We start from the raw sequence: 23008 nt of genomic DNA, 5'->3' as shown, positions 1-23008 counted from the left end.
AACCTGTCTCCTTTTGCAGTGACGGCAGCGCCACTTTCCATTCAGTATAAAATAAAAAAGACACCGTCATACGACGGTGCCAAGGGGAGCCCCAGCTCGAGGCAACCGTGCAGGCCAGCAACGCTGGCCAATATTCTCAAACCGCTTCAGCGCTATAAAACAGATTCAGTGATCCGACGCCTGGGCAGCACCCAATCCGGTATGCGACCTTACAAACTGCTGATCAAACTTATCCCGTTCCTGCGCACCGGCCGCCGATGTATCAGTTATTGAGAAATACCAGATCCCAATAAAGGCCACAATGACCGAAAACAACGCCGGATATTTATACGGAAAAATGGCACTTTCATTACCCAGTATCTGCACCCAGACAATCGGCCCCAGAATCACCAGCGATACCGCCGTTATGAGCCCCAGCCAGCCTCCGATCATCGCCCCGCGGGTGGTCAGGCGCTGCCAATACATCGACAGGAATAACACCGGAAAATTCGCACTGGCAGCAATAGCAAAGGCCAGGCCCACCATAAAGGCGATATTCTGCTGTTCGAATAAAATGCCCAGCCCAATAGCAATCACACCCAAGACCATGGTGGTGATTTTCGACACCCGCACTTCTTCTTCATCGCTGGCGTCTGGACGTAAAACATTGGCGTACAGATCATGGGATACCGCCGAAGCACCGGCTAAAGCCAAACCAGAAACCACCGCCAGAATGGTGGCAAAAGCAACGGCGGAAATAAATCCAAGGAACCAATCGCCACCTACAGCCTTCGACAGATGAATCGCGGCCATATTGTTACCGCCAATTAATGCACCGGCGTCGTTGAGGAATTCACTGTTGGTGGACACCAGCACAATCGCACCAAAACCAATAATAAACGTCAGAATATAAAAATAGCCGATAAAACCGGTGGCAAAAAAGACCGATTTACGCGCTTCACGGGCATCGGCCACGGTAAAGAAACGCATCAGAATATGCGGCAGACCGGCAGTACCAAACATTAAGGCAATGCCAAGACTGATGGCTGACACCGGATCCGACACCAGGCCGCCAGGGCCCATAATAGCAATGCCTTTATCGTGTACCTGGGTTGCCTGCAGGAATAAATCACCCATATCAAAACCCACATGAATCAACACCATCAACGCCATAAAGCTGGCACCGGACAGCAACAGAACGGCTTTGATAATCTGCACCCAGGTAGTGGCCAGCATGCCGCCCATGGTCACGTACAGCACCATCAGAATACCGACCAGAACCACTGCGTAGTTATAAGGTAAGCCAAACAACAGTTGAATCAGTTTGCCGGAACCGACCATCTGTGCAATCAGATACAGCGAGACAACACACAAAGAACCCACTGCAGACAACGTACGGATCTGCGTTTGCCCAAGGCGATAGGAGGCCACATCGGCAAAGGTAAACTTACCCAGATTGCGCAGCCGTTCGGCAATCATAAACAGAATCAGCGGCCAGCCGACGAGAAAACCAATGGAATAAATCAGGCCGTCAAAACCGGATAAATACACCAGGCCGGAAATACCTAAAAAAGACGCCGCCGACATATAGTCACCGGCAATCGCCAGGCCATTCTGAAAACCGGTAATACCACCACCGGCGGCATAATAATCGGCCGCTGAGCGGGTACGGCGGCTGGACCAGACCGTAATCCCTAACGTAAAAGCAACAAAGATCAGGAACATAATAATGGCCGACCAGTTAGTGGCCTGTTGCTCCACCGGGCCACTGATGGCGTCACCGGCCAGAGCCATACTGCTCAGAGACAGTAAAGGAAACAATACACAGGGTTTTAAACGCTTGAACATATCCCGGATTCCTTAACCTTTCAGACACTCGTCGATGATGCGCTGGTTTTCTTCATCAAATTCGGTGTTCGCGCGTTTTACGTAAATACCGGTCAGCAGAAACGATGAAATAATAATAAATACGCCGATGGGTATACCCCAGGTGGTCACACTGCCCTCGGCAACCGGCTGCGCCAGCACACCGGGAGCGAAAGCCACCAACAGAATAAAAGCAAAGTACATCACCAGAACGATGGCTGATAAATTCAGGGCGAACGATTTCCGCCTGGCGACCAGACTGTGAAAATCCGGATGATCTTTGATTTTTTGGTAGACATCGGACTGCATGCCGGACTCCTGACAATGAATAGCTCATGGCATTCTACTCAACAGTCGTCAGCTCCCCAGCCCGACCATAGTCTCAGGATGGCTGCGGGTTCACCTTTCACCGGATACGACCTTGGTCTAAGATCAGAGTCGTGTCGCAGAGTGAAGACAGGGGCTCGTGTTAAGCTCCCCCGAGGCAAAAAAAATACAACAAGGAAAGCTATGATTCCGGCCTGGCAACTCATTTCAATTTCTGTGTTATACATCGGTACCCTGTTCGGCATTGCCTGGTACGGTGACCGCCGTGCTCACAGCGGCAAACCGGTGCACAATACCGGCGTTATTTACAGCTTATCGCTGGCGGTTTATTGCACGTCCTGGACCTTTTATGGTGCCGTCGGAATGGCGGCAACCAGCGGCTGGATGTTCTTAAGTATTTATATCGGACCGATTCTTTTTCTGCTGTTTTTCTGGCGCATGCTGGGAAAAATCATCCGTATTGCCAAAGAAAAACGCCTGACCTCCATTGCCGACTTTATCGCCACCCGTTATGGCCGCGACCATACCCTGGCAATTCTGGTCACGATTGTCGCGGTATTGGGTGTGGTGCCTTATATCGCCCTGCAATTAAAAGCCATTGCCACGACATTCGAGCTGGTTACCCAGCCATTGGGCACCATGAGTGGCGGGCCAATCTATTTCTGGCAAGACACCGCCTTTCACATCAGCTGGGCGATGGCGCTGTTTGTGATTGTATTCGGCACCCGCGATATCGATGCCAGCGAGCAGCATCCGGGGATGATTCTGGCGGTGGCGTTTGAATCGATGGTGAAGCTGTTGGCCATTCTCGCGGTTGGCATCTGGGTTATGACATTCCTGTTCGATTCTCCGCTGGATTTATTAACGCTGTCCAAAACGGTGATGCCTGATCATGCCCTGTTCAGCAGCGATGTCATTTCCCTCGCCTTTGTTTTGCAGAGCCTGCTGGCCGGTTTTGCCATTCTTTGTCTGCCGCGTCAGTTTCAGGTGGGTGTGATTGAAAATGAATCGGTGCGCCATATTCATACCGCGCGCTGGATGTTTCCGCTGTATCTGGTGCTGATGCTGCTGTTTGTGGTGCCCATTGCTTTAACCGGTCATTTATTTATGCGCGACCTGGGTTTTACTCCGGACACCTATGTACTCAGTCTGCCGGTCTCTCTTGGCCAGGATGCTCTGGCCATTATTGCTTTTATCGGCGGTGGCAGCGCGGCCACCGGCATGATTATTGTGGCCACCATTGCCATCAGCACCATGGTGTCAAACGAACTGGTGCTGCCGGCATTTTTCCGTAATACCCAGCAACAAAGCGATATTCAGCAGTCTTCCAGCGTGCGCACTCTGGTGCTTACCGTGCGTCGCATGGTGATTGTGGTGATGATTCTGGGTTCGTATCTGTTTTACCGCATGGTGGGAGAATTTGAATCGCTGGCCGCCATCGGCCTGCTGTCTTTTGCCGCGGTGGCGCAATTTTCTCCACCGTTAATTGGCGGCCTTATCTGGCAGGGCGGCAACCGTCAGGGAGCCATTGCCGGTCTGGTAAGCGGCACGTTTATCTGGATTTATACCCTGCTCTGGCCAGTGTTGGCGCAAGGTATTGAGCAAAGTGACACAACGCCTTACCGGATGCTGGGGCTGAATCTGGATGACTTCAGCTTTGGCGTTATTCTCAGCCTGTCGGTTAACGTCTCGCTGTATATTTTCTTTTCAGTGGTCACCAACGCTTCAGTGCGGGAACGCATGCTGGCCTCAGACTTTACCAGCACCAAAGCGCTGAATCCGGGTAATCAGGTGGCGCCGTCGTTTACCTGTAAAGTGGATGACGTGCGCGTGGTGCTGGAACGTATTCTGGGTTACAAAAAAGCCGAATCCTTTTTCGCCGATTATCAATCACATCATGGCATTCAATACGACCACGCGATGGCGTCTAACGAGCTGCTGCACGATGCCGAAAAGCTGCTGGCGTCGGTGGTTGGTTCCTCTTCGGCGCGGGTGATTTTCTCCACGTTGCTCGGTGGCGAGCAGATTCAGATCCGCGACCTGGCCTTCCTCGCCAGTGAAGCCAGCCAGGCCTTTGCCATGAGCCGCGAGCAGTTGCAGGCCGCCGTGGAAAATCTGCATCAGGGCGTCAGCGTGGTTGACCGTAATCTCAATTTAGTGGCCTGGAATCGCCGCTATCTGGAATTGTTTAATTACCCGCCGGGCTTTATTCAGGTCGGTAAGCCCGTTGCCGATATTATTGCGTTTAATGCCGAACGGGGGTTCTGCGGCCCCGGCAGCATAGAGCAACAGGTCGCACGCAGAATGCGTTTTTTAAGTGCCGGTTCCGCCCACCAGTTCGAACGTCTGCTGCCTAATGGTGTGGTGATTTCTATGCAGGGCCATCCAATGCCTGACGGTGGTTTCGTTACCAGTTTTACCGACATCACGGTTCACCGCAAAGCCGAGCAGGCGTTAAAAGAAGCCAATATCACCCTCGAACGCCGGGTCGAAAAAAGCACTCAGCAATTGGGCGATCTGACCTCTCAATTAATTGAAGCCAATACCAGTAAAACGCGTTTTCTGGCCGCCGCCGGGCACGATCTGATGCAGCCGCTGAATGCCGCCAAGCTGTTTGCTTCAACCCTGGCGCAGCACGATCTGTCGGCCGATCAGCGTCATTTACTGACGCATCTGGAAGGCTCTCTGCAATCCGCCGAAGATGTGTTGTCGGTACTGGTGGAAATATCCAAGCTGGACGCCGGCGTGATAGAGCCCAGCCTGCACCCTATTCAGCTGAGCGCCGTACTGAAACCGCTGCGTGATGAGTTCACCGCACTGGCCGCCGAAAAAGGTCTAGTGCTGCGTTTCCGTCCTTGTGACTACTGGGTATTAAGCGATGCGCACTGGTTACGCCGTATTGTGCAGAACCTGCTCAGTAACGCCGTACGCTATACCCATAACGGCGGTATTCTGCTCGGCTGCCGTAAACGTGGCGAGCAGCTGGTGATCGAAGTCTGGGATACCGGCCCCGGTATTCCGCGCTCCAAACTCGGTGAAATTTTTGGTGAATTCAAACGCCTGAATCAGGGGAAGCAAGACAGCAAAGGCCTGGGACTGGGTCTGGCCATTGTCGATCGTATGGCGAAACGCATGGGCCACAGCGTTGAAGTCGATTCCTGGGTGGGTAATGGCACCCGTTTCCGCATCACTCTGCCGCTGACCGAGGCGGATGTCGTGAAACAGGATAACCGCGACCAACAGGCGCGGGTATCGGGCAGCTTCGAAGGATTGCAGACTTTCTGTATCGATAACGACGCCGAAGTGCTGGCGGGTATGAATGCCCTGCTCAGCAGCTGGCAGTGCGATGTATTCAGCTGCAGTGATGAACAGGAGGCCGAACAGGTGCCGTTTAAACCGCAGATAATGCTGGCCGATTATCAGCTCGATAATGACGTGACCGGCCTGCAGGTAATGTCCATGCTGCGGCGCCATTTTAACGAAGAGATCCCCGGCGTTTTAATTTCCGCAGACCCACGGCCGTCGGTCGCCGAAGAAGCCAAATCCCTTGGTTTCTACTTTCTGAAAAAACCCGTGCGCCCGGCGGCATTGCGGGCATTGATCAGACGACTGATCCGTTAATAAAAAACGCTGCCCATAAAAATAGCGCGCATAAAAAACAGGAGCCTGGCTCCTGTTTTTTTATTGCATACTGATCATCATTAGCCGATCAGCTTCACACCTGATTCGCCATCAGGGTATCGGGTTTTTCAAAGTCCAGACTCTGTACCGAGATGACGGCCTGAGTACGGGTACGCACGCCAAGCTTGCGGAAAATGGCGGTTACGTGCGCTTTAATGGTCGCTTCGCTGACATCCAGATCGTAGGCGATTTGCTTGTTCAGCATGCCTTCCGACATCATGGTCAGTACGCGGAATTGCTGCGGGGTCAGACTGGCCAGACGCTCAGCCAGATCCAGTGCATTCTGGTTCGGTTGATGCTGATGACGGCGTGCGGCATCGGGCAGATAGATATCCCCCTGCAACACCATTTCTATGGCTTTGGCGATATGTTCCAGCGGTGATGACTTGGAAATATAACCGGACGCTTCATGATCGATCGCCTGACACATAATAGCCGGATCTTCACAGGCCGAGACGACAATGACCGGAATCGCCGGGTAATGCGAACGCAGAAATACCAGACCTGAATAGCCGTGTGCGCCGGGCATTTGTAAATCCAGCAAAATCAGATCAGCGTCTTTATGCTGCTCCACAATCTGCTGTAATTCCGGCAGCGATTCTGCCTGCTCAATCGTCACGTCTGGCACCAGCTGCTTAACGGCCTGCTGCATGGCGGTACGGAATAATGGGTGGTCATCAGCAATGATGATTTTTTGTGCGAGCTGCATAGTCCCCTCCGGAGAATCCTGCTCAGCGGTTTAACCACTGACTATTGTTATTGTGCGACATTTTCTCAGCGGATGCTTGTATCTGCTGTAAAAACGCAAAAAACTGCCCAGAGTATTCTCTGGACAGTTATTGTTAACAGCGGGATGAATTAGAACTCATCCCGGCTGATTATCCACGGTTAAGACGTTTATCAATGAGCGATTCCACCACCGACGGATCGGCCAGCGTGGAAATATCCCCCAGAGACTCATGCTCGTTGGCGGCAATCTTACGCAGAATACGGCGCATAATTTTACCGGAACGGGTTTTTGGCAGTCCTGGCGTAATCTGAATCAGATCAGGGGCTGCAATCGGGCCGATTTCTGCACGCACCCAATTACGCAGTTCTTTCACCAGTTCTTCGCTGGATTCTTCACCGGCATTCAGAGTGACGTAGACATAGATGCCCTGCCCCTTAATGTCGTGCGGATAACCCACTACCGCAGCCTCAGCCACTTTCGGATGCGCCACCAGGGCGCTTTCTACTTCGGCGGTGCCCATGCGGTGACCCGATACGTTGATTACGTCATCAACGCGACCGGTAATCCAGTAGTAACCGTCTTCATCACGACGGGCACCGTCACCGGTAAAATACATGCCGCGGAAGGTGGAGAAATAGGTCTGCACAAAGCGTTCATGATCACCGAAGACGCTGCGGGCCTGACCCGGCCAGCTGTCGATCATCACCAGATTGCCCTCAACCGCACCTTCGAGCAGCATACCGGTATTGTCGACCAGTGCTGGTTGAACACCAAAAAATGGCAGGGTTGCAGAGCCGGGCTTGGTATCGGTCGCACCTGGCAGAGGCGTAATCATGATGCCGCCGGTTTCGGTCTGCCACCAGGTATCCACTACCGGGCAACGTTCTTCGCCGATGGTGCGGTAATACCACTCCCAGGCTTCCGGGTTGATCGGCTCACCAACCGATCCCAACAGTCGCAGAGATTCACGGTGCGTGCCTTCAACGGCCTTGGAACCTTCGGCCATCAGCGAGCGGATCGCGGTTGGCGCGGTGTACAGAATATTCACCTGATGCTTATCGACGATTTGCGAGAAGCGGTTGATATCCGGATAGTTTGGTACACCTTCACACATCAGCGTGGTGCCACCATTGGCCAGCGGGCCGTACAGCAGATAGGTATGGCCGGTAATCCAGCCAACGTCGGCGGTACACCAGTAGATATCACCATCGTGATAATCAAAAACGTATTGATGGGTAATGGATGCCCATACCATGTAACCACCCGTGGTGTGCAGCACGCCCTTAGGCTTACCGGTTGAACCAGAGGTATAAAGAATAAAGAGCGGATCTTCTGCGCCCATCTCTTCTGCCGGGCAATGCGGAGAAGCCAGGCTGATCAGATCGTGATACCAAACATCACGATGCGCATGCCAGGCGACATCCGAACCGGTGCGTTTTACCACGATCACTTTTTCCAGCGAGCGAATAGCCGGATTGGTCAGAGCTTCGTCGACGTTGGCTTTCAGCGGTACACGCTTACCGGCACGTACCCCCTCGTCCGAGGTAATTACAATTTTGGCGTTACTGTCTTCAATTCGGCCAGCCAGCGCGTCCGGCGAGAAACCACCAAACACAACGGAATGCACCGCACCAATGCGGGTACAGGCCAGCATGGCCACCGCCGCTTCCGGAATCATCGGCATATAAATGCAGACGATATCGCCTTTACGCACCCCCTGACCACGCAGAGCATTGGCAAAGCGGGAAACTTCTTCGTGCAACTCTTTATAGGTAATGTGGCGGTCCTGATCAGGATCATCGCCTTCCCAGATGATGGCGACCTGATCACCACGGGTTTCCAGATGGCGGTCCAGACAGTTTGCTGAGGCATTCAGCGTGCCGTCTTCAAACCATTTGATATCGACGTTGTGATCATCAAACGATACGTTGCGCACACGAGTGAACGGTTTTATCCAGTCAATACGCTGTTCTGCCTGCTCGCGCCAGAACCCTTCCGGGTTAATGACGGACTGCTGATACATCTGCAGATACTTTTCGTTGTTAATCCAGGCGGAATCAGCAAATTCCGGCTTGACTGGATAAACCTTCTGATCGCTCATAGCGTTCTCCCTAGTGATTATTTTTAAAGCTCGCTAATGCCCGGCGGCAATGAATATCATATGGCTCATATTGAGTGACCGGCCGCTATTCCCCAAATTAGACAATGGTCTATCGGCAGATAAACCCGGCGGCCACGCTTAATAAAGGCAGACTGTCTTGGCCAAAATCGGCATAACACACAATCCGCAACACATTCTCTGTTTAAACAGGGGCTTCTGTGCCTCAAACGACGGTCAGTCAGAAAAGCCTCAGCCACTACTTAATACCCTTATCAGGTATGCTGAACCAGTGTTTCCTGTGTCTTATCCTGCTGAAATATAAAGAAAAACCAGCCGATGCTTTGCTCTGTAGCGGATATTCACCTGTGCCTGTCCTGAATGAATAACCTTTATTAAAAGAAGTATCAATAAATAGATAACGGTATAAAACAGATCTAACCAAATGCCCGCGACCAGCGTCAAAGTGCACCAAAGCGGTACACCGATACCGGCGTCCGGTGCTGTTTTACATCATTGAGGCTTACCCGTAGTTCAACAGAGAGTTAGTAAGTACTTCTACGTAACATCGCACAGCTTCGACCTTTGGCTAATTTCGTCGCACAGAAACTGTGCACCATAGTGAGCAGGCACAACTATGATAATAAGGAGAGCGACATGCGTAAGACTTCTGCAATTCTGTTAGCCGCGGCACTGCCGATGGCTGTTCAGGCAGCAAATACCGAGTTCAGCTATGGCGGCTATATCAAGATGGACGCCATGATGAGCACTTATTCTGACGGTGATATTGGCGCCGCCGCTCTGGGACGTGATTTTTATGTTCCATCGCAAATTCCAACCAGTGGCGGTACTGGCGAAGAAACCAGCAGTGTCGACTTCAGTGCCAAATCGTCACGTCTGAACTTTAAAACCGTTACCACCACCGACAGCGGTGAGAAAGTAACCGGTTTTATTGAAATGGATTTTCTGACGGCACTCGCGGCAGGTGGAGCTGGTAACGAGGTTGTTTCCAACTCCTATAACCCTCGCTTACGCCATGCGTTCTTCACCTATAACAATCTGACTTTTGGTCAGACCTGGTCGACGTTTATGAACGTAGGTGCCCTGCCGGAAACCGTGGACTTCCTCGGCGTAAGTGACGGTACTGTATTTAACCGTCAGGCACAGATCCGCTACACCATGGGTGACTTCCAGTTTGCTCTGGAAAACCCGGAAAACACCATCGCCGGCACTGGCGTAACTGATGACGCCGGGCTGCCTGACATCGTTGCCCGTTACAATATCAAAGCCGGTGACCATGCCTTTACCGTTGCTGCGATCGCACGTCAGATGGCCGTACAGGATGGCGTTAAGAATGGCGTTGATGAATCCACCAATGGCTTCGGTATCAGCTTGTCCGGCATGGTTAAAGTTGGCGCTGATGACCTGAAATTCAGCTACACAAACGGTAACGTCGGTCGTTATGTCGGCTTAGGTGCGGTTAATGATGCAACCGTATCCGCATCTGGCGATCTGGAAGCTACAACCGTCAGCGCAGCCTTTGTTGCTTATCGCCACTTCTGGAACGATAAGATGCGCAGCACCATTGCTTACTCCATGCTGGATGCTGACTACGATGACGACACCATTGCTGCAGGCCTGGTCGAATCATCAAGCAGCACCCGTCTGAACCTGATGTATTCCCCAACCAAAGAAGTCACCTATGGTGTGGAATACAGCATGGCGACACTGGAAAAAGTGACCACCACCAAGAACGAAGGCGATCTGAACCGCCTGCACTTCACCGCCAAGTACAGCTTCTGATCTGCACCTGACGCGTCTGACAAAAACCCGGCTCCGGCCGGGTTTTTTATTGCTGCGCCAGACCCTCAGACACGCTGATCGACACGCATCAATGACCATTCCGCCAACTGGATTACCTTACGGATGTGCACATACCAAAGCACAGTCTGTTTTCAGACTCTGCGCTTCACGCGACCAGGCTTTTCAAACGACCCAGATGTCTCACTCGACCCACATGCGCCCTGCTGTAATACTCAGCCTATTACTACCGGGATAAGCCAGAGTCCAATCTGAATACCTGCGACTCGACAATAAAACATGCCTCCCCGCCCTGGCCTCGGCTGATCAACCTGCTCGTTTTATTACGGCTTAAAAACGCTCCGCACTCCAGTCAAACGGTATGCGCTGAAAGACATTGAATAAAACCAATATTCCAAATTAAACGCAGTAATTGAATAAGAATAAAAACACGAATAGATATCATTGTAACATTAAGAATGGCCGTATTTTTGTCATTTTCATGGCACCAACACCGCAAGTGTTAACTGATGCATATCAATAGTTATATCAATGTCACAAAAATACTCAACAGGTTACATATGGTTACGATTTTTCTGAAAAAAGCTTCACTTGACACTTTTCGTCACATTCACCTCATAATCGACAGTTATGACGGGTGTTTTTTTAAGATTCTTTCCAAGAAACTAATTGAATGTGAGGAAAAACGTCACTTTTTAAGTAAACAAAAATAATTCCATAAAAACAGCGTGTTACATCACACTTTAATATCTCTCTCAGTCTCTGACAGCAAATTGACTCAAACTTACGCCCTACCTAGAATGCCGCCGTTACGCGAATTTACTAACGCCTGATTTTTGGCACCCGAGTACGGATTTTGGCTTGAACGAACGGATTACGTTTCACACTAAGATTATTGATAACCCTGTCCTGTTCTTCCGACTGGAAGGGATTACGCTCGTCTTCGTTCTGGTACTCATTTCCTCCTCTCCGCTTGCCGCCGAAAATATTGTGCTGCGCGAAAGCTACGCCGGCAATCTGTCGTTTGCCCTGACCGGTAATACCATGCGTGGCGGTAATAATGGCTGCTCTCAACTCAACAGCTCCAGTGCAGACATCAGCATTCCCTCCGGCAGCAGCGTCGTTGCCGCATATCTGTACTGGTCAGGTTCGGGCAGTAACGACAACGAGGTTCGTTTCGCTGGTTCAGACATCAGCGCCGACGTGATTTACAACGAGAATATCGACAACCTTAGTTATTACAGTGCACGGGCAGACGTAACCAATCGTGTCAGCTCTGGGAACGCCAACTACAGCGTCTCCAGGCTCACCTTCGATCGCAGTAATTCTTACTGCAATGGTGGTCGGGCTTACGGTGGCTGGGCTCTGGTGATTGTGTATGAAAACGCGCAGGAGCCTCTGCGGGTAGTGAATATTTTTGATGGTTTCCGTAATTTCTGGAACAACTCGATTACCCTTACCCCAAATAACTTCGTTGTAGCCGATAATCCGGCAGCACTGGGTGGCAAACACGCGCACATTACCTGGGAAGGCGATGCTGATATTTCCAACTCAGAAAACCTGCGCTTCAACGGCTCTGTATTAAGCGGCAGCGGTAACCCTCAGGGGAATCAGTTCAACTCCTATTCCAACTCGACCGCCAGCAGCACCTCCGGTGTCGACGTAGATATTTACAATATCGGCAACTACCTTACGGCCGGCTCTCAGTCCGTTACATCGGTCTATACCAGTGGTCAGGATCGCGTCTATCTGAGCGCAGAAATTATCAGTATTCCGAATCGCGATGTCGCCGATCTCAGCCTCACGGTGAACAATCCGGCAACAGTACAACGTGGTGATAATGCCGTGCTGGCACTCCGTGTCACCAATAATGGTCCCCGTTCAGCCAATGCAGTTCAGGTTGAAATTCCTCTGGCTGACGGCCTTAGCCTGTCGTCGTTCTCTGGCAACAACTGGCTGTGTTCATCGCAGAGCAATGCGGTTATTTGTCAGCTCAGCAATCTGGCCAGTAATCAGTACGGTGATCTGTCAGTTACTCTGTCCACGACTGCAACCACTCTTAACAGCGAAAGTCTGTCAATCAGTACCAGCAGCAATACCTTCGATCACCGCATGAGTAATAACAGTCAGAAGATTACTCTCTCCATTGTTGATCCGGACCTCAGTACTTCAGTTAAACGGGTGTTGGATCTGAATGGTGGTCAGGTTCGTCCGGGCGATACGCTGCGCTTTGAAATTGAAATCACAAACAGTGGCGCTGCTGTAGTGAGCAATATGACACTGACAGATCATATCCCTTCACTGATCAGCAGCTTTCAGGTTTTCAGTCACCCTGTCGGTGCGCAATTAACAACACAAGCAGCACCTGCCGGAAATTTCGGCCGCGGCGTAGTCAGTCTTTCTGCGTTGACAATACCAGCCGGTGAGTCACGCATTCTGACGATTGATGGCGTCTTGTCTTCCGGTGCTCAGGATAGTGACAGCTTTACCAACACTGCAATCCTCAGCGGAGCTAAACTGAATCTGTCTCTGACGTCACCCGTAATCACGGTTAACAGTGCTCTCAGCATCGAAGGCAATAAGCCTCTCTATTTACAGCCAAACCTCACCCTGACCCGGGTAGCAACGACGGACAGCAGCTCCGCAATCGAGATTACCAATAACAGCACAATTAACTGGCAGTTAACCCCTGCGCTGCAAACGGATATGTTGCTGAATTACAGTCAGGGTATTCCATTCCGTTTTTATGCCCGCAATGGTTACGACGGTGGTGATAACAGTGCCTATAACCATACCTTTGATATCCGCCTGTCAGCCAGACGCTCCGGTACAGACATACTGCTGGCCAGTCGGACGCTGACCGCCGAACTGCTGACCGCCAGCAATAACAGCGGACTGGAAGTTATCCGGGAATTTAATACCGACCTTAGCGTGCAAAATGCAGAACCATTATTAAATGGTGATATTTTGCAGATCAGCATCCGCCAGTCTGGCAGCCAATACTCAGATCCTGTCGACCTGTTCCTGCGCCGTAACGGCAACAACAGTCAGGTCGCACTGACCTCCAACACGGTTATTAATGTTGATAGCGTTGCACTTTATGACGCGCCATACCCTGGTGGTAACACTCTCAATGCCGCTCAACGTGGGCAGGCAATTTATATTCGCGGCGAAGTATCCGACCCTTTCGGTGCTGACGATATTACCGCTGCGACATTGAGTTTATTCGACCCAAGTGGCAATCAGTTACTTAATAACACCACCTTAACGCCTGTTGCTGCCAGCAATGCCGTTAAGGTTTATGAATACAGCATCACAATGGCAACAGATGCCTCCGCGGGTAACTGGAAAGCCAGCATCAGAGCGGAAGAAGGCTATGAAAATCTCGTATTCAGCAGTAAAGATCTGAGCTATCCGATTCTGCTCTTCCCGCAATTAAATCTGACGAAAAACGCTGAAGTTATTTCTGATCCGGTTAATGGCAGCACTAACCCCAAAGCCATTCCGGGTGCAGAAATTATTTATACCCTGACTGCGTTAAATCAGGGTGAAGGCCAGACCGATGCTGACACTCTGGTTATTGACGAACAAATTGCTGCCACCACCAGCCTTTATGTCGCCGATTTTAATGGCGCAGGCCCGGCGGAATTCATTCAGGGAGCTACTAACAGCGGCCTCACCTACAGCTTTGCATCATTAGCTGCGGCTAATGACGATCTCGATTTCTCCAACGATAACGACAGCAGCGATGGCATTACTTACGGCTACGTTCCACAACCCGATGCCGAAGGCTATGACGCCAATGTCACCTATATCCGTTTTATGCCGAAAGGCACGTTAAACCCCGCGTCTGGCAGCAGCCAGCCGGAATTCAAGTTTCGCTACAAAGTAAAGGTCCAATAAGGAGCATTCCATGCAGACCATTAAACGTACGTCCCTGCTTCTCGCAGGTATGCTTGCCTCGGCAAGTGGCTGGGCGGCAACCTCTGTCGGCACCCAGATTGAAAACACGGCAACGGCTACCTACTACGCACCGTCTGATGCAACCTCACAGCTGACCGTCAGCAGTACTACGGCGTTTGTTGTGCAGGAAAAAATCGACGTTGCAGTAACCAGCAGCACCACCAATGCTCTGGAAGTTCAGGCTGGCAGCACTGCTCAGGTTATTGAATACACCATCAAAAACACCGGTAACGGTGATGAAACCTTCGACCTTACCGTCAGTAACGGTACCGGCGACGCGTTCGATGTTACCAACGTCAAAATTTATCTGGATGACGGCGTACCCGGTTTTCAGGGCACTGAAACCGAAGTCACACAAATTAACCTGACTCCGGAACAGGCCACCAAAGTCTTTGTCGTGGTTGATATTCCGGTTGCGCAAAGTATCGACGATGTTGCCAATATCGAATTCAACGTGACCTCTGCGACCCCAGGTGCCGCAGCCGGTAATCAGGGCGACATTCTGGCAGGCCAGGGCGATGGCGGTACCGATGCAGTACTGGCTAATAATGCTGGCGGCGCGATTAAAGCCAGCAGCTATAAAGTAACCGCAACCGCTGGTCTGGTGGTTATTACTAAAAGTATTCTGTCGACCGAACACCCAACCCTGGGCAGCGTAAAAGTGCCAGGCAGTGTTGTGACTTACCAGATTCTGGTTCAGGTAACCGCCGCCGTGAATAACCTGCGCATTGTCGATGACCTGCCATTAAACCTGACCTACGACGCCGGTTCCCTGCTGCTGGCAAACAGCAATCTGGCCGGTACTGTGCTGACAACCACCAACGCCTCAGCCAACACTGATTCTGCAGCCGATGCAGATGCTGGTCGTTATGACGCCAACGCTGGCAGCAACGGTCGTGTGACCTTTGTTTTGGGTAATCAGGCAGCCGCCGGTGATTACACCATTCAGTTCACCGCCACCATCGATTAATAACGAGGTATTTATGCGCACTCTTCTGCTCGCATTTGCTTTTCTTCCTACTCTGGCAATGGCCGAAGTCAGCCTGACCACCGAGGCTTTTAAAATCGTTCCGGTGCAACAGGCCGACGGCAGTGTTGTGGAAGAGTGGCAAACACCTGAGAAAGTAGTACCCGGCGATAAAGTCGGTTACCGCATTTCTTACAACAATAACGGCAAGGAAGCCGCTGAAGGCGTTGTAATCAATAACCCGGTTCCTGCCGAAACGGTTTACATCGCCAACAGTGCAACCGGTGCCAACAGCACCATTACCTATTCCGTTGATGGTGGTCAGAACTTTGGCAAAGCCAGCGAACTGACCGTCACTGCACAGGGCGCTACCCGTGCAGCAAAAACGGAAGACTACAGCAACATCCGTTGGCAGCTGACTCAGCCGGTCGAGGCCGGAGCCAGCGGTAAAGTTGAATTTAAAGTTCGTATTAAATAACCCGGAGAATCTGTATGAACATACAAAAACTGATTCTGCCTGCTGTTATGTCCGTTGCCGGCCTCGTAAGTTTCGGGGCTCAGGCGGCGACAAAAGCCGGTATTGAAATCGTAAATACTGCAGCCCTTAACTATAAAGTGAATGGCGTTGCGCAGACTCAGGTAGAAGCTGAGAAAAAACTGCAGGTCGACGTAAAAATCGACTTTAACCTGGCTCGTACTGATATTGCAGCGCCAAATGCATCAACAGAAGTTGATGTTGCTGGCAGCAAATACTACGTGATGGGTAAATTTAATCTGGCCAACACCACTAACGCGCCAACCACGTTCACTCTGGCCACAATTAATGGTGACGGCACCGATGCTGCAACATTGGGTTTTACCGGTACAGATTATACCTCGCTGAAAGATACCAAAGATCCGGTAAGCAGCACCTTTAAGCTGTACAGCAGCGCTGCTGGCGCTACCGTTCCGGCAACCGAACTGACTGGCAGTATCGCGTTGAACGAAGACGGAAATGCCAGCAACACCACTGCACTGGTCTGGGTTCTGATTCCAACCAGTGAAATCAAAGGTGTGGATAAAGATGTATTCGCCGTACAGTTAACAGCAACCGCAAGCGAAGTGACTGTTGTTGGCGAAACCGACCCTGTTGATGTTGTTGATAATAAAGCTGATGCCGATACCGATGCCGTTCAGTTTGTTTTTGCTGATGACGCTCAGGCAGGTGATGACGAATCTGCAATTGGCGATGCCATCGAATCTGCATGGGATGCCCTGTTGCTGGCGTTCCCGGATTTCGAAGTCACAGATCCGACTGATCCTACCAATCCAAACAAGAATGGTTTCCTTAAAGAATCCAAAGTAATCTGGGATCCGATTAACGGAGAGACGAAGCCAAAAGCCATCCCTGGCGCTACGGTTCAGTACACCATTCACCTGACCAACCTGGGCAGAGAGAACGCTACTGACGTTAATATTGCCGATGCCATCCCGGCCAACACGACTTTTTGCGACAACATTGATTTCGAATGTTTTGCCCCTAAAACAGTAGTGCGTGACGATATTGATGCGGCGTTGACCTACAAGGATCCGGAAACCTTGCCATTCAACGACGGCGGTGTAATTAAAGCGACCTACACCACCTTCCCGGCGAAATATACCAGCTCAATCACCTTCACTGTTACGGTCGACTGATCATGCTGAACAGCCTGCAACGCATTCGCACTCAACTGTTGAACAGCGGTCGTCAGACCGCCGTTCGCGGCTGTCTGGCATTTGCCGGCTGTTTGCTGCTCAGTCAGCAGGTATTGGCCGCGGTCACCCCGGCCAATACCCCTGTTACCAATACCGCCGTTGCTTCTTTTGAACGCAGCAATGGTCTAACCGACAGTGTCAGCAGCTCTGCAACACTGATCACCGAAGAAATTAACCCGGCTTCTGTCGCTCCGACGCCAGCCGAAATGCTGTTATTGCACAACGCTGGATCGTCTGCCTCAGGTACCGCCATTAATGGCAGTGAATGTGCCGACAGCAGTGGTAATTTTTCTGCATTAACCACTTTTACCGATTTATCCGGCAATGCGCAGTCTTTGCCTGGCAGCTATCAGCTGAATGCCGTCGAATACGGTTTTAAAATTGGTGAGCCTTTAATTATTCAGGTGGTGGAGCTGGATAAAAATCTGAATTCAGCCCGCCCCGACCAGATTGAAATCGATGTCCGCAACAGCAACGGCAGCGATATTGAACATTTACGTTTAACCGAAACCGGCGACAATACTGGCATATTTGTCGGTGTTTTACCGACCCGCTTAACCGATGCCAGCGCCACGAATTACGATTGTGCGTTATCGCTGAAATATGGCCAGACCGTCACGGCTCGTTATCAGGACAGTGCCGACAGTACCGACACCGTAACCCTGAATACCCGCTTTGACCCATACAGCCGTGTATTTGACTCACAAACAGGCGCACCGGTTAATGGTGTTACCGTCACTCTGATTAATGCCGATACAGGTCTGGCGGCCAGCGTATTTGATGACGATGGCGTTACCCCATGGCCAGCCAGTGTTGTTACCGGCCCTAAAGTGTCTGCTCAGACTATCGGTACAGCGGCCCTGGCCAGTGATGCCAACAGCTTCCCGGATGGCAGCTTCCGTTTCCCTTATGTGCCGGCCGGTAATTACCAGCTGCAATTTGAAGCGCCGGCGAAATACCGTGTGCCATCGGAGCTGAGCAGTGACGATCTGAATAATGTGCCGAATGGTCCATACGAGTTAAATACCATTTCCCGTGGTGAAGTATTCAGCCTCACGGGCGGTCGGGTATTTATTTCCGATATCGCCGCCGACCCGCTCGAAGGTGGTGTATTACTGAGCAAAACCGCCAGTAAAAATGAAGCCGGCATCGGAGATTTTGTACAGTTCACCATTCGCCTGAACAACGCACAGGTTGCCGTAAAAGGCGGCAGTCTTGTAGACCAGTTACCACAGGGAATGCGTCTGCGTCATGGCTCTGTTCGTTTGAATGATGAAAAGATAGCCGACCCGGTAATCAGCAGTAACGGGCGCCAACTGACCTTTGCCCTGCCCGATATTGCCGCTAACGGTTCGCTGCTGCTGACCTACGTCACGCAGATTACTGCTCAGGCACAAGGTAAATTAATGAACAAAGCCTGGTTAGTTGATGACGATGTAAGTAGTAACATCGCTCAGGCTCAGGTACAGATTGCCGACGAATTCTTTAAAGACAGCGCGCGTTTATTTGGCCGCGTCTATCTCGACGACTGTAACGGTAACCTTGATGCCGAATCCGTCTCCAACGTGCGTCTGTTTATGGAAGACGGCACCTATGTCGTTACCGATGCCAATGGTGAATGGCATATCGAAAATGTCCGACCGGGCACCCACGTGGTCCAGCTGGATACCGCCACCATTCCTCCTTATATGGAAGTGGTCAGCTGTGATGAGCGCGGTTTCCATGCCGGCCGTGCCTTCAGCCAGTTTGTTGATGTACAGGGCGGCAGTTTCTGGCGCGTTGATTTTGCACTGAAAATGAAAACCCCGGAAAGCGGTGAAATTCGTCAGCGTTTGAGTCATCAGCTGGTGCCACTGGCGGCTATGCAAAATGGCCAACTGCCTTACAACTCGCCGGTACCGGAAAAACTGCGCTTCACCGTCGACATCGAAGGTAACGGCCTGGAAGTCAATAATGTGGTGCAGATGATCGCCCTGCCCGACGGTGTGATCTATGAGCCAGGCAGCAGCGTACTGGATAATGTCCCGTGGGAAGATCCGCAGATTTCTTATGGCACCCTGATCTATAAACTCGGCGACAAACCGGCCGACTGGTCACACCAGCTGCAATTTTCGGCCATCGTCAGCGATAAAGCCGACAGCGGTGAATTAACCACGCGCGCCATTACCCGCTTCCAGGCCGAAGGTCAGCCCAAGCAACAGATTAAACCAGCCAGTACCACCGCCGTACTGCAACTGCCGCCGGATGATGGCCAGGTAAAACCGATTAATCCGCCGAAATTCGATAATTTCTCTGATGTTTTAACGCTGGAAGATAAATCCAACCTGAAAAACGTAATCGACCGTCTGACAGGCCTGCGTAATTTAACGGTGCAAGTGGTTGGTCATACCGACAGCACGCCGATTGCCCGCCGGAATAAACATATTTATGCCGATAACCAGGCGCTGTCAGAAGCCCGTGCATCGTCCGTGGCCCGTTATCTGGCCGAACAGCTGGGCGTTGAGCCACAGAATATCCGTGCCGTGGGTAAAGGTTCTTCGGTGCCGGTGGCCAGTAATGCCAGCCGTGATGGCCGCGCATTAAACCGCCGCGTGGAAGTCAAAGTACTCAGCGGTGATCCGGATATACGTCTGGCGACCATTGAGAGCGATATGCAAATTGCTTCCGTACAAGCCAGCCTGCCCGGCTTTATCCGCAATCTGCCAGCGACCGCCGCCGGTAATCCGGCTGCTCTGGTGGCTGAACAGCCAATGCCGGAATTTGACGAACATTGGTTTAACACCGCCGCAGATCAGGCGCAGTGGCTGTGGCCACCGCTGGATCGCAGCCCGTCGATTGGCTCGGTAAAAATTGCCATCTCCCACGGTGCCGGTGAACGCATTAAATTATTGCTGGATGACCAACCCGTCAGCCCGCTGAACTTTGACGGTACTACACGTAACAGCAAGCGCGATCTGGCCGTCAGTGTCTGGCGCGGTGTGGATATTCAGCCCGGCCCTAACCGCTTCAGTGTGTTTGTCATCAATAAAGACGGCGATATCGTTGATCAGTTTGAGCGCACAGTTCAGTACGCTCAGGAACCCGCCAAAGCAGAACTGGTAGAAAGCCAGAGCAATGCCGTGGCTGATGGTCTGACTCCGGCCACGATCGCTGTGCGTCTGACCGATAAAGACGGCTTCCCGATCCGCGCCAATATTCTTGGCGATGTTGAAGTCCAGGCGCCTTATACCCTGTACGATGAATCGCGTCAGATTGAAGGTAACCCGCTGGGTAATATTCAGCAGCCACAGTACCGTGTGGGTGATAACGGTGTAGCACTGATCCGCCTGACCCCTACCAACCAGGCCGGTGAAGCGGTGCTGACCTTCCGCCACGCCAATGGCCAGAAAGATGAGCTGCGTGTGTGGCTGAAACCTGCTCCGCGTGACTGGATTCTGGTCGGTCTGGGCGATCTTTCCGTCGGTTATAACAGTGGCAATGGTGACCATAACAGCCGTGCAGCAGCCGGTGTTGATGACAATATCTATCACGATGGTCGCCTGGCCTTCTTCACGCAGGGTCAGATACTGGGTGAGTGGTTACTGACCGCCGCCTATGACTCCGGCAAACCGGAAGCCGAAGCCTTTGCCAGCGTAATTGAGCCCGACCGTTACTACACCCTGTATGGCGACGCCAGCCAGCAACAACTGGACGCCAGCTCGGCCCGTAAACTTTACGTACGTCTGGAGCGTGAACGCTTCTACGCCATGTTCGGTGATATCAACACCGATCTGAACAACAGCACTCTGGGCCGTTACAGCCGTAAGCTGACCGGTGCACAGGCGGTGTACCATGGTGATGTGGTTGAGCTGTCAGCCTTTACCAGCCAGACCAGCAACGGCTTTGTCCGTGATGAAATTCAGGGCGACGGCACCTCCGGTCTGTATCGTCTGCGCAATAAGAACATTGTGCTGAACAGTGAAAAAATCCGCATTGAAACCCGCAACCGTTTCCGCAGCGAAGTCATCATCAGCAGCGAAGAAATGAGCCGCGACGCCGACTATGTCATTGATTACCAGGATGGCACCCTGTACTTCAAAGGGCCGGTCAGCAGCACCGATGAAAACTTTAATCCGCGCTATATTGTTGTCGAATACGAAGTCGAAGCCGATGGCAAACTGGGTTATATCAGCGGCGGTCGTGCCGGAATCAAACTGCTGGATGAGCGACTGAAAGCCGGGGTTACTGCGATTACTCAGAATCAGGCTGGCGATGACCGTAACCTGACCGCTGCTGATGCACGCATTACCCTGGGCGATACCGAAATCAAAGCCGAAATAGCCCAGAGCGAAGAAGTGGTTAATTCAGCTTCCGCGACGGCCAATGCTCACCTGCTGGAAGTGACCCACCGCACCGAACAACTCCAGGCCACCGCTTATGTGCGCAGCCAGGACGAAAACTTCGGGATGGATCAGACCGCACAGGGTGAGAATGACTACCGCAAAGAAGGCATACAGGGCAGCTACTACCTCAGCGACCGCGACCGTCTGCAACTGGAAGGCTTCCACCATCAACAACTGAGCACCGGTTTCGATAAATATCAGACACAACTCGATTGGGTGCACCGTCTCGATAACGACCAGCAGCTCTCCTTCGGCCTGCTCACCGCGCAGGAAGAAAACGAAACAGAAGACCAGTATACCGACCAGTTAACTGCTGGCTTCAGCACCCGTGTACTGAACGATCGCCTGACGTTAAACAGCATGTTGCTGGCCAATGCCAGCGCACGCAGTGATGCTTACGATCAACTGCGTCTTGGTGCCGACTACCGTCTGACCAATGACCTCAGCCTGTTCGCCGAACATGAAACCGGGTTTGAATCCGCTGCGCCGGAACGCAGTGTCGTCGGCATGCGCGCCACCCCATGGAGCGGCGCGAAAGCTCAACAAAGCATCGAACAGGTTGAGCAGGATGATGCCTACCGTCTGTTTGCCGTGTCTGGCCTGACGCAGGAAATTGCCATCACCGACGCCTGGAGCGTTAGCCTCGGCTTTGATCAGGCACGTAACCTGGAAGCCAACGCGCCAGGCGAAACCTCGGACAGCACCGAAGATTTCCACGCCACCCATGCCGGTATGTCGTACCGCACCAGCCTGTGGCAATGGAATAACCGTATGGAATACCGTGATGGCAGCAGCAGCGATAAGTGGGTGGCACGTACCAGTCTGTACCATCCATTGAACGATGCACTGGCCACCGGTGGCAGCCTGAACTACTTCAAAGAAGACGGCAGCAGTAGTTACAGCAACCAGCTCGAAGCGAGCTTCGATCTGGCCATCCGTCCGCGCCGCCACCCTTACGCCCTGCTCTGGCAAACCCGCTGGGTACAGCAGGCTGAAGGCGGCGAAGGCACGCCAAGCCGTTCACGCAAACTGATCAATAATGTGCATGGCAACTGGCTGTTCACACCAGCCAACCAACTGGCGGCACAGTACGGTATCAAGCGCGTGCTCGATCAGTACAACAGCGATGATTATGCCTCGACTACTGACTTTATGGCCGCAGAATGGCGTCATCACCTGAATCCGACCTGGGATATCGGCGCTCATGGCCGTCGTCTGCACAGCTACGAAGCCGGCCAGACGGCACACGGTACCGGCCTGTCGGTCGGCTGGATTCCGCAGACCAACGTCTGGCTCGGACTGGGTTATAACTTTACCGGCTTTATCGATACCGATTTCTCCGCTGCCAACTTCACCGCCAAAGGCGTGTACCTGAAAATGCGCTTCAAAGCCGATCAGGAAACCCTCGCAACTCTGCGCGCTGCCTTTTATTGATCACAACGCTGCCTTTGCCCTCATCC

General features: G+C 52.1%; 11 protein-coding genes. 7 read left to right on the top strand and 4 right to left on the bottom strand.

The genetic code is table 11. The features are described 5' to 3' along the window. Positions 1-165 precede the first annotated feature (165 nt). Positions 166-1827, bottom strand: a complete 1662-nt coding sequence (locus tag NYR02_RS02895) for a cation acetate symporter (RefSeq protein WP_260974893.1) — start codon at positions 1825-1827, stop codon at positions 166-168. A gap of 12 nt (positions 1828-1839) precedes the next feature. Beyond that, positions 1840-2154, bottom strand: a complete 315-nt coding sequence (locus tag NYR02_RS02890) for a DUF485 domain-containing protein (RefSeq protein WP_260974892.1) — start codon at positions 2152-2154, stop codon at positions 1840-1842. 201 nt (positions 2155-2355) lie between these two features. Here NYR02_RS02890 and NYR02_RS02885 point away from each other — a divergent pair, with 201 nt between their 5' ends. Then, a complete protein-coding gene (locus tag NYR02_RS02885) occupies positions 2356-5793 on the top strand; it encodes a PAS domain-containing hybrid sensor histidine kinase/response regulator (protein WP_260974891.1) in 3438 nt (1145 codons plus the stop codon). Positions 5794-5887: 94 nt separating this feature from the next. On the opposite strand, the gene NYR02_RS02880 is transcribed toward NYR02_RS02885, so the two are convergent. Together NYR02_RS02880 and acs are read right to left on the bottom strand one after the other, a co-directional pair. Next, a complete protein-coding gene (locus NYR02_RS02880) occupies positions 5888-6562 on the bottom strand; it encodes a response regulator transcription factor (RefSeq protein ID WP_260974890.1) in 675 nt (224 codons plus the stop codon). Positions 6563-6731: 169 nt separating this feature from the next. Next, entirely contained in the window at positions 6732-8684 is a 1953-nt protein-coding gene (gene acs, locus NYR02_RS02875) for an acetate--CoA ligase (protein ID WP_260974889.1), read from the bottom strand. Positions 8685-9338: 654 nt separating this feature from the next. Here acs and NYR02_RS02870 point away from each other — a divergent pair. The 6 genes from NYR02_RS02870 (at position 9339) to NYR02_RS02845 (ending at position 22982) form a co-directional block, all read left to right on the top strand. Continuing rightward, a complete protein-coding gene (locus NYR02_RS02870) occupies positions 9339-10484 on the top strand; it encodes a porin (RefSeq protein WP_260974888.1) in 1146 nt (381 codons plus the stop codon). A gap of 879 nt (positions 10485-11363) precedes the next feature. Beyond that, positions 11364-14405 carry a hypothetical protein gene (locus NYR02_RS02865; RefSeq protein WP_260974887.1) on the top strand — a complete coding sequence of 1014 codons (3042 nt, stop codon included), beginning with the start codon at positions 11364-11366 and terminating at the stop codon, positions 14403-14405. A 10-nt stretch (positions 14406-14415) separates the two neighbouring features. Then, positions 14416-15435 carry a hypothetical protein gene (locus NYR02_RS02860; protein WP_260974886.1) on the top strand — a complete coding sequence of 340 codons (1020 nt, stop codon included), beginning with the start codon at positions 14416-14418 and terminating at the stop codon, positions 15433-15435. Between the two features lie 13 nt (positions 15436-15448). Then, positions 15449-15910, top strand: coding sequence for a hypothetical protein (locus NYR02_RS02855; RefSeq protein WP_260974885.1), 462 nt, complete (start codon positions 15449-15451; stop codon positions 15908-15910). A gap of 14 nt (positions 15911-15924) precedes the next feature. Next, positions 15925-17106 (top strand): hypothetical protein, encoded by a 1182-nt coding sequence (locus NYR02_RS02850; protein WP_260974884.1) that lies wholly within the window; start codon positions 15925-15927, stop codon positions 17104-17106. A 2-nt stretch (positions 17107-17108) separates the two neighbouring features. Further along, complete coding sequence (locus NYR02_RS02845) at positions 17109-22982, top strand: OmpA family protein (RefSeq protein ID WP_260974883.1); 5874 nt, start codon at positions 17109-17111, stop codon at positions 22980-22982. Positions 22983-23008: the final 26 nt, after the last annotated feature.

This window comes from Thalassolituus pacificus (assembly GCF_025318105.1).
GTDB lineage: Bacteria > Pseudomonadota > Gammaproteobacteria > Pseudomonadales > Oceanobacteraceae > Venatoribacter > Venatoribacter pacificus.
The sequence above is the reverse complement of the archived record's forward strand: the minus strand, read 5'-3'. Positions and strand labels throughout refer to the sequence as shown.